Annotated in this window: 11 protein-coding genes and 2 pseudogenes; 7 read left to right on the top strand and 6 right to left on the bottom strand. The window is 64.8% G+C overall.

Annotation, left to right across the window (positions count from 1 at the left end):
* Positions 1–64 precede the first annotated feature (64 nt).
* On the top strand, positions 65–688 hold the full coding sequence (locus F4556_RS26300) for a YoaK family protein (RefSeq protein ID WP_184920231.1): 624 nt from the start codon (positions 65–67) through the stop codon (positions 686–688).
* A 138-nt stretch (positions 689–826) separates the two neighbouring features.
* Positions 827–1,261, top strand: coding sequence for a DUF7878 domain-containing protein (locus tag F4556_RS26295; RefSeq protein ID WP_246511089.1), 435 nt, complete (start codon positions 827–829; stop codon positions 1,259–1,261).
* Positions 1,262–1,459: 198 nt separating this feature from the next.
* On the opposite strand, the gene F4556_RS26290 is transcribed toward F4556_RS26295, so the two are convergent.
* Complete coding sequence (locus tag F4556_RS26290) at positions 1,460–1,627, bottom strand: hypothetical protein (RefSeq protein ID WP_184920229.1); 168 nt, start codon at positions 1,625–1,627, stop codon at positions 1,460–1,462.
* A 251-nt stretch (positions 1,628–1,878) separates the two neighbouring features.
* Here F4556_RS26290 and F4556_RS26285 point away from each other — a divergent pair, with 251 nt between their 5' ends.
* Positions 1,879–2,541, top strand: a complete 663-nt coding sequence (locus tag F4556_RS26285) for an HAD family hydrolase (protein WP_184920227.1) — start codon at positions 1,879–1,881, stop codon at positions 2,539–2,541.
* Here the strand turns inward: F4556_RS26285 and F4556_RS26280 are convergent.
* Complete coding sequence (locus tag F4556_RS26280) at positions 2,522–3,799, bottom strand: NsdA family TPR-like regulatory protein (RefSeq protein WP_184920225.1); 1,278 nt, start codon at positions 3,797–3,799, stop codon at positions 2,522–2,524. The genes F4556_RS26285 and F4556_RS26280 overlap by 20 nt on opposite strands.
* A gap of 205 nt (positions 3,800–4,004) precedes the next feature.
* Between F4556_RS26280 and F4556_RS26275 the strand changes: the two genes are divergently transcribed.
* Genes F4556_RS26275 through F4556_RS26260 form a run of 4 tightly spaced genes read left to right on the top strand, consistent with a single transcriptional unit; the run spans position 4,005 to position 4,957 of the window.
* The gene (locus F4556_RS26275) at positions 4,005–4,181 is read left to right on the top strand and encodes a hypothetical protein (protein WP_184920223.1); all 177 of its coding nucleotides are present in this window, start codon (positions 4,005–4,007) and stop codon (positions 4,179–4,181) included.
* On the top strand, positions 4,178–4,423 hold the full coding sequence (locus tag F4556_RS26270) for a hypothetical protein (protein ID WP_184920221.1): 246 nt from the start codon (positions 4,178–4,180) through the stop codon (positions 4,421–4,423). Before F4556_RS26275 ends, F4556_RS26270 begins: the two co-directional genes overlap by 4 nt.
* A 29-nt stretch (positions 4,424–4,452) precedes the next feature.
* Entirely contained in the window at positions 4,453–4,758 is a 306-nt protein-coding gene (locus tag F4556_RS26265) for a DUF7848 domain-containing protein (RefSeq protein ID WP_184920219.1), read from the top strand.
* Positions 4,751–4,957 carry a hypothetical protein gene (locus F4556_RS26260; RefSeq protein WP_184920217.1) on the top strand — a complete coding sequence of 69 codons (207 nt, stop codon included), beginning with the start codon at positions 4,751–4,753 and terminating at the stop codon, positions 4,955–4,957. Before F4556_RS26265 ends, F4556_RS26260 begins: the two co-directional genes overlap by 8 nt.
* 289 nt (positions 4,958–5,246) lie before the next feature.
* Here F4556_RS26260 and F4556_RS26255 read toward each other — a convergent pair whose 3' ends face one another.
* The 4 genes and pseudogenes from F4556_RS26255 to F4556_RS26245 all read right to left on the bottom strand — a co-directional run bounded on the left by F4556_RS26255 (position 5,247) and on the right by F4556_RS26245 (position 11,088).
* Complete coding sequence (locus tag F4556_RS26255) at positions 5,247–6,206, bottom strand: transposase family protein (protein ID WP_184920215.1); 960 nt, start codon at positions 6,204–6,206, stop codon at positions 5,247–5,249.
* Between the two features lie 209 nt (positions 6,207–6,415).
* Positions 6,416–9,412 (bottom strand): tetratricopeptide repeat protein, encoded by a 2,997-nt coding sequence (locus F4556_RS26250; protein ID WP_344369657.1) that lies wholly within the window; start codon positions 9,410–9,412, stop codon positions 6,416–6,418.
* Positions 9,413–9,766, bottom strand: a pseudogene (locus tag F4556_RS39770) (dsDNA nuclease domain-containing protein); the annotation flags it as partial.
* A gap of 128 nt (positions 9,767–9,894) precedes the next feature.
* Positions 9,895–11,088, bottom strand: a pseudogene (locus F4556_RS26245) (IS110 family RNA-guided transposase).
* Positions 11,089–12,038 lie beyond the last annotated feature (950 nt).

The raw sequence follows: 12,038 nt of genomic DNA, 5'->3' as shown, positions 1-12,038 counted from the left end.
ACGTGCAGGAGAAAGGGAGCGGACCGGGCGAGCTCACCCGGTGCGACTGGGAGCACGTCGACCGATGACCGGGACCGCCGCCCAGCAGGCGGAACGGTTGGCGCTGCTCGTCCTCTCAGCCGCGTCCGGGGCCGTGGACACCTTCACCTTCCTCTGCCTGGGCAAGGTCTTCGCGGGCGTGATGACCGGCAACCTGGTGCTGATCGGGGTGTCCGTCGCGACGTCCGACGGCACCCAGGCGATCCGGGCCTTGGCCGCCCTGGCCGGCTACTGCGCCGGGGTGGCCACCGCCGCCCTGATCGCCGACCGCCTCCCTCGCCGGACCGTACTCGCCGGGGAGGCCGTGCTGCTGACCCTCTCGGCGACCTGCTGGGCGCTGGCCACCGACCGCTCCGGCACCCTGCTGTGGGCCCTACTCGTCACCAACGCCCTGGCGATGGGCCTGCAGGCCCGCACCTGGGGCACCCCGACCACCTACTTCACCGGCACCCTCACCGGCCTGGCCGGTCAGTTCGGGCTGGGCACCGAAGAACGCTGGGCAGCGGGCCGGCTCGCCGCCGTGGTCGCCGGGGCACTGCTGGTGGCCGCCCTGCTGCGCTGGCACACCTCGGCGGCGGGGCTGGCCCCGGTGGCGCTGGTGATCCTGGCCATGGCTGTGGCCCGTGGACCGACCGACGGTGCAACGTGAGCGCGCGCAGCCGGAGCGCGGCCCCCAACCAACGCGACCCCGGCTCCCCACATCCCTACTCAAGGGGCGTTGGTAGAGTTGTCCGCATTTGGGCGCCCTGTCCAAGGGCTGGTCAGTCTGATGCGGAGTGAGTCGGCGATGGAGCTCGTCTTTCGGAACCTTGCCGCAGCGGACCTGCCTCGTCGGGGGCTCTCCCCGGAGTCGGCGCCCGTATATGTGCTCCTTCTGGATATCGAGGCGGATCTGACCATCAGCGACACAGGCCAAGTGGTCTGGGCGGAGAAGCTGTTCCCCGTAGCTGAGCTGGCCTGCGAACTCATGGACTGGCTCCGCACCCCGGACGGCGAGCGGGGAGACTTCGCGTTCGACTCGATGACGTACGACGAGCCGGGGGCGGTCCTCATCACGAGGTCCGAGCAAGGGTGGCAGGTCGGGTCTGTGTTCGCCGCAGATACCTGGACCTCACCCATGGCCTGGGATCGTCTCGTGACGGATCTTGTCCAGTTCGTGGACGAGGTCCGTCACGGAGTGGCGGCGATCGGGATCAATCCCGACTTCATCCCCGAACCCTGAACGGCCTCCTGACACCAGGTCTGACGATCTCGGCGTGGCTGGTGTGATCACTGCGCCGAAGCTGTCCTGGTCTGACCAATGACACCGCCGTCGATCGTCGTCCTCAGCTATTGCTGTCCTCGACGCCTCCCCGCAGGCCTGCCCCCGCTCGACTTCGTCCCAGCGGGGGCAGTTCGTGCTGCTCGCGGCGTGTGCGAGTCAGCCTTCCAAGGTGTCGAGCGGAACCATGATGAAAGCCCGGGAAGGCTGGACTCTGATCGGCGCATTGAGCTGGGGCTGCGGCGCGCCGAACGTCTCGGCCTCCGGGTCCAGGGGCTCGCGGTAGCCAGCCACAAGTCCGGCGTACTTCGGGTTGATCCAATCCATGGGTCACCTTCTGTCGCTGGGCAGCAGCGTACGCACCCCCTCCTCCGGAGCGAGCCGGAAACAGATGTGCGGGTCGATGCCCACGACTCTGACTGACAGTCACTCGCCGGGCTTGGCCGAGCAGGTATCGCAGCTGGGTGCCAAGCGGCCGACGACGTCCACAAAGGGGGAGCCATGAGCGGCGTTCCTCTCGCAGACGCTGACCAAAGCCGGCCGTCCGCAGGACGTCCTCCCCCTACTAGGCTGCCGCCATGACGATCAGAGCTGTGGTGTTCGATGTCGGCGAATGCCTCGTGGACGAGACCCGCGAGTACGGCACCTGGGCCGACTGGCTCGGCGTGCCGCGGCACACCTTCGTCTCCGCCTTCGGTGCGACCATCGCGCGCGGTCTCGACTATCGCGAGACCTTCCAGATCTTCCAGCCCGGCTTCGATCTCTACGAGCAGCGCGAGGCCCGCGCGGCCGCAGGCAAGCCGGAGTGGTTCGGTGAGGACGACGTCTACCCCGACGTGCGCACCGCGTTCGCTCGGCTCCGCGCCGATGGTCTGTGGCTCGCCATCGCGGGCAACCAGACCGTCCGCGCCGGCGGCCTGCTGCGCGAGCTCTTCACCGGCGACGTCGACCTGATCGGTACCTCGGACGACTGGGGCGCCAGCAAGCCGGACCCGCTGTTCTTCGAGCGGGTCGCCGAGGTCGTCCCGGCCGCCCCGGACGAGATCCTCTATGTCGGCGACCGCCTCGACAACGACGTGCTCCCCGCGCTCGAAGCCGGAATGCGCACCGCGCTGATCCGGCGCGGACCGTGGGGCTGGATCCAGCAGCACGACCCGGCCACCGACCGGTCGACGTTCCGCATCGACTCGCTCGCCGAACTACCCGAGCTGATCGCCAAGTTCAACGCTGCAGAGAACTGAGCGTCGCACCCCAGCTGTAGAGCCGGTCGTCCAACCGTCGCACCTCTGCCGAGTCCTGCCACCGGGCCAGCGCCCGGCGGACATCCCGGACCCGGTCCATACCGGTGGCGTACCAGGTCGCCGCGAGCTGGTCGAGCGCCTGCTCGGCCAGCCCGCAGGCCGTCAGATAGTCCCCGCTCGCTGCCTCGACGGCCGCGAGGTCGGCGAGCACCACGATGCGCTGCTTGCCGTCCGTCGCGGGCAGTTCGTCCAGAACTCGGCGCAGAGTGGTGTGAGCCTGCGGAAGGTGCCCCGCCGCCAACTCGGTGTTCCCCTTGAACGCCGCGAGCCGGACCGGGCTGAACCAGGTGAACCAGTCCGGGGACAGGTGCTCGCTGCCGACCGCCAGGGTGTCCTCGGCCCGGCGAAGCAGGGCGAGCGCGCCGCGCTGGTCACCGCAGCGGGTGAGGCACTCCGCCTCCACCGCGTCCAGCCACGCGAGCAACTCCGCAGAAGCAGGCCCCCGACGAGCGTAGGTCCGGGCAGCCACCATCCGTTCCACCGCTTCATCCCGCCGCCCGGCCCAGCCCGGGATAAACGCCATATGGGCGAGGATAGCCGTCCCGAGGAGCGCGTCGTCCGCTTCGCCTGCGGCCTGGAGAGCCCGGAGATACATGGTGTCCGCCTGATCGGCCTGCCGAAGGTCGAAGAACTGGATGCGGCCGGCCAGGAGGTGCGACTCGGCGAGGGCGGTGGCGAGCACCCGGCGGGCCACGCCGCTGGTCTCGCCCAGGAGGGTGGTGCCGAGAGCGGCGTGCTCGATGACAGCCTGCACCAGGTTCGCTGGGGCGACACTCCAGTACAGACGCCGGTGTGCCTCGGTGACTACGGCGTAGTCCGCGCCGATCGTCGGTGGCTGCTGCGGGGATGACTGGGTCGGTCGGGGCAGGGTCGCACGCAGGGCGGACCCACCGTGAGGCAGTGGGATCGCCGACGGCTGGGGCTGCACTGACTTGGGAGTTGGGTCCCACGGCGGTCGGAAGCCGAGCTGCTCAACGGGCAGGTGAAGTACGTGAGTCAGGAGCCGCTGGTAGTCATCCTGCGGCCAGGGCGGCGTCTCGGACTCCCAGCGTCGGATCTGACGGGTGCTCACCACGATGTGTCCCATGCCGAGTTGGCGAGCGGCTGCGCTGAGCGCGTCTGCGAACGCCTGTTGGGAGCTCAGCCCTGCGGCCTGGCGAGCTGCCTTGAGAGCGATGTTTCCGGAGGGTCGGGTCACGGTGGCCTCCTGTGAGACTGACGGTCACTCAACCGTACTGGCCGAGCGGACAGTTAGGGGCCTCATGACTCGATGATGCGTCCGATCAGTCCGCAAGGAGTCCTCCAAGCGTCCTCGATGCGGCCTTTAGGGCGTCCATCCTGGGGTCGACGATGAATCCAACACACCAGGTGGCCAAAAGATTACTCACTGTGGGGGGACGATCATGACCGAGCGGGTACAGCTCACCCCCGAGCAGGCAGCCGGGACCGCGTGCAGGCACTGCGGATCCCAGGCGTCGCCGCTCCACCCTGATCAGACGGTCGAAGTGCCGTACTCACCCGGCGTGGTCCAACAGATCGTCACCGTGGTCTGCACTGCGGACCTGGAGTTCGGCAAATGACCACCGCGGCACTTCCGGACTACCGCGCGACTGGCCCGTTCGTGCTGCCCGGGGTCGCTTTCACCGTCGACTGTCGCCGGGACGGCCAGTACATATCCGTCGAGTGCCAGGCCGGCGCGCACCACGGCTGTCCGGGCGGGATCCGCGAGACGGCCGGCACCCCGGCCCTGGTCTGCGACTGCCCGGTCATCACCTGCGCGTGCCGCCGACCGCTGCGGCTCCACTTGGCCTCCTCCACCTGACGACCCGCCACCCAGACGAGAGACGAGCCATGGGCCTCACCCGCCGGTACCGGCACATGAACTGGACCGCCACCCCCGACCTCGAGCCGGACGCCCCGCCCACCCTGCACCTCTTCCAGTGCAACGGCGAGAACGAGCAGGGCATCCTCTGCGGCCAGCAGTCCGCCGCCGGCGAGGACTTCGAGGCCGCCCGCGGCTGGTCGTTCCAGCACCTCCAGACGAACCCGGACCACCGTAGCTACAGCCACGTGCTGTCCCGGCCGTGGCGGATGCTCCCCGAGATCGAGCCCGGCCCGGAGCCGATCGTCCCGCTGTCGGATACGGCCCATGGCTGACCAGTACGAGGCCCGCAAGCTGCCGCCGGTCGGCGCGGCCCCACCGATGTGGGGCGCGTGGGACCACCAACACAGCGACTGGGTGCGCACCCCCGGACCGGACCAGCACCCCGAGCGGTTCACCTCCGAACTCCGGGTCGAGCTCTGGGCCGCCCAGCAGACCGACACCACACCCACCGCCAGAAGGAGCACCAGTTGACCAGTCCCTGCCCGACGGCTTCTTCGACAACTACCCGACTGGACTTCGCAGCAGCCCTTGGGGACGCCCCGAACACCGCCACCGACCCGAACGCCAGCCCGGCGGAGCGCCAGGCCGCAGCGGACGCCCTCAACTCCATCCCGGTGCTGACGAGCCCCAAGGCGTCCTCCCACTCCTGGGGGCTCACGCATACTCGTGCCTGGCCTGACCTGCATGTTCCCCATAATCGCTTATGACCTCGTGCATGGTTAGCCGTGGCCTGTGTTTGGGTGAGGTCTGACGTCACTGATCACCTGCTTTGGCCTGTCGGTAGGGCTGCCAACTTCCTTTTGTGGGTGGCTTGTTGGTCTGACAGGAGTCCGGCTACTGCTCGGATGGTGTCCGGCAGGTGGTGGCGGTGGCCGTGATGGCGGGCGAGGGCGCGCCAGTTCTTCAGGTGGGCGATTCCGTGCTCGACCGGGATGCGGCGTGAGGAGTGTTCGAAGCGGGCCTGTTCGTGATGGGCCATCAGCCACTGGACCTGCTCGAGGTTCTTGCCACGGCGTTTTCGGGGCGGGGTGACGACCTGGCCGTAGGTCTGGGCGGCCAGTCCCTGGTAGCCGGCGTCCGCGAGGATCTCCAGGTGAACCGTGTCGGCGAGCAGGTCGACCAGGCCGGCGTCGCGGGCCTGGGTGATGTCGGCAACCGAGCCGGCCCGGACCTCGCCGCAGAACAGCAGCCTGCCGCGATCATCGGTGACCACCAGCGCCTTCATCGCGTTCGTGCGGCTCTTGCCCGAGACGAAGCGGTTGCGGCCGCGTCGGTGGGCGGCCGGTCGGCGGACCCGGATCTCGGTGGCGTCGATGATCCCGGTCTGCCCGGTGGCGCCGAGGTGGGCGATCACGTCGGCGAGGGTGCGAAGCCGCAGGCCCGGTGCGATGCGGCAGCCGCGGCCGGCGAGCAGGGGCCGGATCTCGCCGATCGCGCGGGTGATCGTGGAGCGGTCCACGCCGAACCAGCAGGCCAGAACGTCGTGGGTGATGCCGTGTCGCAGGTGGACGAGCGTGGCCAGGAGCCGGTCGACGAAGACCAGCTTGTACTTCGCTCCGGCGCCGACGGCCCGCCGCCGCGGCCGGTCGCACAACTCGGCGTCACGCCGGGCCTGCCACACCGGGCCCAACTCGGCTACCAGGTCAGCGATCACCACCTGCGACAGGCCGGTGATCCGACGCTCCGAGACGATCAACGCACGTGCCGCAGTCCCCACCACGTCTGGTCCAACGAGCAACTCGCTCACAGGCCACGGCTAACCATGCACGAGGTCGTTAGGACGGCGGAACGGCGGGAACCGGGCTGCCCTGCCCGTTGCTGAACTGGAGACCTCAAGCTCACCGTGCTGGCGCCTCCGATTCACCGCCGCCCGTCCAATCTGGCACGGTTGCGGCATGACTACTCCCAAATTGCATCAGGGACGCCAAGCTACGATTCCTTCAAGCCATTAAGCATCCGCAGAGTATCCAGGGCTTCAGGATGCTCTAGCCCGACAGAATCACGAAAAGCAGATACCGACTCTTCCAGAGTCGATATAGCGGACGAGACCTTACCCAAAAGAGCCTCCATGGCGCCGATATTCTGCAAGCATTTTGCAGTACGAGCGTCACAGGTTCCATAGGCGCCCCTGGCAATTGAAAGTGCGACGCCCAGCCACTTTGAAGCAGCCTTGATCTGGCCAAGGGCAGCCAACGCCATAGCGAGATTGTTGTAGTCTGCAATCAGCTCGGGATGATTCTCACCATAAACATATATATCGATTGATACTGCCCGCTTGGCGGCCTTTACTGCATTGCCGTGGAGCCCGATGAAGTTGTAGGCACTGGAAAGATTCACGAGAGTAGACGCCACATCCCGGTGAGTCAACCCAAGAATGGACTCCTGAGCATGGAGAACCTTCTCTAGAGTCCTGCGAGCATCCTCATACTCCCCCTGGGCCATGAGCGCCCGCCCGAAATTCATTTCCGAAATGAGGGAATTTAGGGAATTCATGCCATTGAAGCGCCCGTAGATTTCAACTGACTTTTGGAATGCCATGGCTGCATCGCCATACATGCCCAACGCGAGCCAAGCCAGGCCTGCATTATTCCAATCTCGAGCAGCTCCGGGGTCATGGGATATCTCACCATCGATTTCCAGTGCGGCAAGGGATGACTCCAGGGATGACTGAAGGTCGCCTGCTTCGAGATATGACAAGGCGAGACCGCAATACAGCGTAGCCAGCGCATCCTTTGATCCGAGGTCTGAAGACATCTCGATGCACTGCAGAAGCTCGCCAATAGCACGGCGAGGGTCGCCCATTTCTCGAGCCAAATTTGCCTTGTTAGATCGGATAGCAATTACAGAGCCCTGATTCTCTGCGCCAGAGTCACTGGCGATAAGTTCATCGCACAAATCTAGCTCCGCCATGGCCAACCCGAGATCCCCCTTGAGATGAAGCACTCCAGCCTTTTTGCTGTGAACAATCGCAAGAGCAAGCGGTTCGGCACTTCTTGCGCCGGCTACATCAAGGGCCGCGGTCGCATGTTCCAGAGCTGCGTCGTAGTTGTCCGACCGGGTGAGGGCGTCAACGAGAACACTTTTGACGTACAGGACAGGCTCCAGTCTGCTGAAATCCAAGCCCTCTGCCAAAATATTGGCAAGCTCAGCATAGCGCAGACTTTCCGATCGGAGGCCGATGACGCCAAGATACGACGATATGGAGGACGAAAATAGAGCCCTATAGAAATTGAACATCTCAAAGGATGACAGCCGCTCGATGATCGCCTCAAAGTGAGGCAGCATGAATGCGTAATGCGGCCAGCTGTCCGAATCAGAAGGTGGAAAGTTAATTACCTTATACAGGAGATGTGAGGCTGCGGCGCATGCCAAAACCTCCGCCCCTGGTTCGCATGACTGTCGCGCTAGTGCCTGAATCAGGGAGTGGCACCTAACGCCGTGATCTTCCACCTCGAGAAGTGAATATCTGCGGAGGGCGTAAATTAGATCATGGAGCTCCATTGGATCAGCAAGCTTGTCTAGAAATGGGCCCGCATCGGAGACTAGCGTGCGACAGCTCTCGGCGGCGCCGATAGCCAGACTTTCTCGGTCGATTGGGTATCTATGATTATTGTCTTGCCGATTCGACTTCGATGGATCGACCACTCGAGCTTGAAACAGATCTTTAGGGAATTCGTGATCTGAAAGGCTTGACATGATCTGAAGGAAGAAAAGAGCCTCCGGAAGTTGGCTCTTCAGCGCCCCCACGGTAATGTCCCATGCGGCAGCCATCCCAATGTGTTCCGGCGGAGTTCCTCGAGTGAGAATTTCTCGTGTTCTATCACGGAGCATCTCAGCATACTGCTGTGCCGGCATACCCGAAACTGCGATGAAACTAGCCGCCTGACGCAAAGCCAGCGGATGCCCGCTAAGCGCCTTATTGATCGCCTCAAGATCTCTGCGCCTCGCTGCCGGTAGAAATTTCTCTAGAAGCTCTACGGAAAATTCGATCGACAATGGGCGTAGTTGCACTGCAGGCATATGGCTCGACCAGGCTTGGTCTGTACTTGATATAAGGAAGCGGGAATGTCCGCCTCGCGGAATAAACCGGATGAGATCAGGCGAGGCATCTGCCCCGTCGATAACGACGAGCGCTCGATTTTGCTTAAGGAACCCGGCCAAGTTCTGCAGGGACGCTCCCGGCGATTCGCCTGAAATTCCGAGCTCTGCAGCCAGTTGAGTTAGGCCGGCGACTGTCGACGGCCAGGACTCACCGGACACCCACCATGCAACGTCGAAGTCTTCGCACTCTCGTGCGGCATACTGAGCAACTAGCTCGCTTTTCCCAATTCCGCTCATCCCCAAAACCGCAATACCCGGTTTCTCGTCCGCTTCTTTTGAGACGAGAGAAACAAGCGAAGAGAGTTCTTGAGTGCGCCCATGAAATATAGGAGTCGGAGGTCGAGTGCTCAGGTTTGATACGTGCCGCCAGGCCGGTCCGCGTCCCGGCCTTTCAGGTTCCAAAGCCCGAAAAACATCCTCCCTTGCGATTGTGCGCCGTCGGACATTGATGGATATCAACTGGCGATCCCTGATACCGTCAGGGCTTGAAATTCTTAGCCGATCGAGGGAGTCCCTGGCATCTCCATTGCGTGACGAAACCGCCACCAAGTTTACAACCGAATCCCAGGCATACTTGGGATCAAGGTCCGGCAACCCAGCCTCGACAAGAGTTGGTTCGGCTATGCTAAGGATAGAATGGGAACGGATCGTAGTACGATCGGGAACTCCATGCTCAATATCGAGCGCTGCCAGGAATTCGGCAGCGTCCGATGTGGAGCACGCCAGCCTGACTGCAACTTCTGGGATGAAGCCAGCCAACTGCTCGAGGCTGCCACTCTTGCATGCAGCGTCGAAAGCCGCCGCCCGGTCTTTCCCTCCCTTCATGGGTGCATTGGTAACAAGCCGACATCTTCCTTCTCTTGAACCTGCCACCCATCTCTTAAAAAGAGTAGACAGCCCACCCAATTCCCATAGCTCAACGAACGGCCAAGGACCCCTGTCGGGCTCGCGATGCTTCACAGAAAAAATATGCAGCGCACCATTTGAATATTCAATGGCATAGTCTGTGTACCATTCGCATATGATCGATTTTATCGAGTCGTCGGAAAGCAGGCTGAAGCAATGCCTGGCTGCGCATTGATATTGGAAGAAGTATCGGGATGCCGTCTCGGTACCCGAGTCCTCCGAGGGGCGATCAGTGAGAAGCGACGGCCCTTCGCGGGTTCCTTTATCGGTCAATTAAGTTCTCCCTGGCCTCACAAATGCTCAACCGTGTGTCTGCGCAATGGTCTCGCAGCGGACTTCCGTGCCGCAACCATGCTGGCCAGTACATGCCCACTGCGGGTGGTGGAGTCTCAATGACTGAGTCAAGCCGTCGGCTGGGCGGGGGTGAACTCCCGTCCGTCGCGGAGTAGTGCCCACAGCACGTTGACTCGGCGGCGCTCGAGGGCGATGAGGGCTTGGACGTGTCCGCAGCCCTCGGCTCGCTTCTTACGGTAGAAGTCTCGGTTGGGCCCGTCCTGGATGATGCTGGTCTGCGCGGACATGTAGAACACTCTGCGCAGGCGTCGGCTGTAGCGCTTGGGGCGGTGCAGGTTTCCGGTGCGGCGTCCGGAGTCGCGTGGCACGGGGACCAGCCCGGCCGCGGAGGCGAGTCGGCCGGCATCGGCGTAGGCGGACAGGTCGCCCGCGGCAACGACCAACTCGGCGCCCAGGATCGGACCGATGCCCGGCATGGACTCGATGATGTGCGCCTGCGGGTGAGCGTGGAAGGTGTCACGGATCTGCCGTTCCAGCCGCTTGATCCGCTCGTCGAGCGCCAGGAGCTGAGTGGCGAGATCCGCGACGATCCCGGCGGCGATGTTCTCGCCGGGCAGCATGCTGGACTGGGCCTGGGCGACCTCCAACGCCTTGACCGCGACCTGTTCGGCTCCGCGCACGCCTCGCCTGCGAAGCCACGACTCCAGGCGGGACCGGCCGATCCTCCGTATCCCTGCCGGGGTCTGGCAGTGCGTCAGCAAGGTCAGCGCGCCCTTGTGGTTGGACCAGTCGAAGGCCCTCTCCAGCGCGGGGAAGATGCCGGTGAGCACATCCCGCAGCCGGTTGATCATCCGGACCCGGTCGGCGACCAGGTCGGTTCGGTGCGCGACCAGCAGAGCGAGGTCCGCGACCAGCTGCGCGGGCACGTCCACGACGACGAAGTCCCGGCGCAGGCGCGAGGTCTCCGCGATCACGAAGGCATCGCGGCCATCAGTCTTGGCTTCGCCCCGGTAAGCACCCGCCATGCGGTTCACGGTGCGGCCCGGAACTTAGACGGGCTTCTGTCCGTGCGACGCCAACAGCGCCAGCAGCAACGCAGAAGCCGTGCCTGACAGGTCGACCGCCCAGTCGACCGCCTCGGCCATCGTCAGCGCCTCTGCGACCGCCTCCAGAATCGCTGCCTCGTCGTTGTCGATCTTCTTCGACCAGACCTGGAACCCCGACTCGTCCACAGCCGCCGCCCAGTGGTGCCCCTTTCCCGCGTCGATCCCCACCCAGATCCGGGCCCGCCCCTGCTCCATCCGATGCTCCCCACGCCGAACCATCCATCGTCGGCCCGAAGAACACCCCACCGCAGCTCCGTAAACAGCGACCAGCGCGCACATCTCAATCAGCAGCCAGGGTGCCCCGAAGGGGCGGGCGGCCACTCCACCAGAACCACTGCAGGCAAGCGGTTTTGAGCCACACCCACCCCTCCCGGGCCACCCACCAACTTACGGAGCGGTTTTGGCCGGTGTCCTGTCTGGTCTGGGTCCGAGCATGATCGGGGGGCCGTAAGCTCACCCGCGAATCGGGCAGGCTCCTCGCCTGCCCGCAATCTGGCCGAGTGGCCCCCCGGTCTTGCTCGGTGCGGGTCCCGGTCCTGACAGGTGGGTAAAACCGTGGAACCGCCCGCCGCCAGCCACGGCGGGGTCTGAACCTCCACTCGGCACATGGCCGCCAGCAGCTGGCGCGGCCGGCGCCGCCGAAGCGGGGCGAAGACAGGAGCGACGGCGAGCGGCGGGCCAGCGCCGCGAGCCTTGAACCCGTAGAGAAGATTTTTACGCACTCCCTCTCATCACTCCCCCTTCCTCACCCTCCCCTGCACTTCCGGCCCGCCCGCCGCTAGGCTCGGCAGCTTGATCTGACTGTGCTTCACATCCTGTGCGGGGGCCCGTGGATACCATCACCCAGCTCGTGACGATCGCCGCCGTGGTGCTCGGGGCGCTGACCCCGGCCGGACGTCCGCCACGGTGGACACCACCCACGCGGCCTTGGCTTCGGACATTCCGTACCGGAGCACGCCCGCCCGGTGCGGTAGCGCAAGACCGACTCCTGGAAGAACCTCGAACATGGCTGTCATGGTCGGCCCCGTGCGGCTGAAGCCGCAACGGGATTGACCTGGGTAGCCGTTCCAGCGGCCTCGGGCTCCCGCAGGTACACGGCAAGGCAGCGGAGGCGCCGGCGAGCAGGCTGCCGATGGCGCTCAGCG

The sequence above is a fragment of the Kitasatospora gansuensis genome (genome assembly GCF_014203705.1).
Taxonomy (GTDB): Bacteria; Actinomycetota; Actinomycetes; order Streptomycetales; family Streptomycetaceae; genus Kitasatospora; species Kitasatospora gansuensis.
The sequence above is the reverse complement of the archived record's forward strand: the minus strand, read 5'-3'. Positions and strand labels throughout refer to the sequence as shown.

Bases quoted from the DNA above. Each gene is read 5' to 3' on its own strand.
- F4556_RS26300 (WP_184920231.1), top strand. From the start codon at position 65: ATGACCGGGACCGCCGCCCAGCAGGCGGAACGGTTGGCGCTGCTCGTC.
- F4556_RS26295 (WP_246511089.1), top strand. From the start codon at position 827: ATGGAGCTCGTCTTTCGGAACCTTGCCGCAGCGGACCTGCCTCGTCGG.
- F4556_RS26290 (WP_184920229.1), bottom strand. From the start codon at position 1,627: ATGGATTGGATCAACCCGAAGTACGCCGGACTTGTGGCTGGCTACCGC.
- F4556_RS26285 (WP_184920227.1), top strand. From the start codon at position 1,879: ATGACGATCAGAGCTGTGGTGTTCGATGTCGGCGAATGCCTCGTGGAC.
- F4556_RS26275 (WP_184920223.1), top strand. From the start codon at position 4,005: ATGACCGAGCGGGTACAGCTCACCCCCGAGCAGGCAGCCGGGACCGCG.
- F4556_RS26270 (WP_184920221.1), top strand. From the start codon at position 4,178: ATGACCACCGCGGCACTTCCGGACTACCGCGCGACTGGCCCGTTCGTG.
- F4556_RS26265 (WP_184920219.1), top strand. From the start codon at position 4,453: ATGGGCCTCACCCGCCGGTACCGGCACATGAACTGGACCGCCACCCCC.
- F4556_RS26260 (WP_184920217.1), top strand. From the start codon at position 4,751: ATGGCTGACCAGTACGAGGCCCGCAAGCTGCCGCCGGTCGGCGCGGCC.
- F4556_RS26250 (WP_344369657.1), bottom strand. From the start codon at position 9,412: ATGAAGGGAGGGAAAGACCGGGCGGCGGCTTTCGACGCTGCATGCAAG.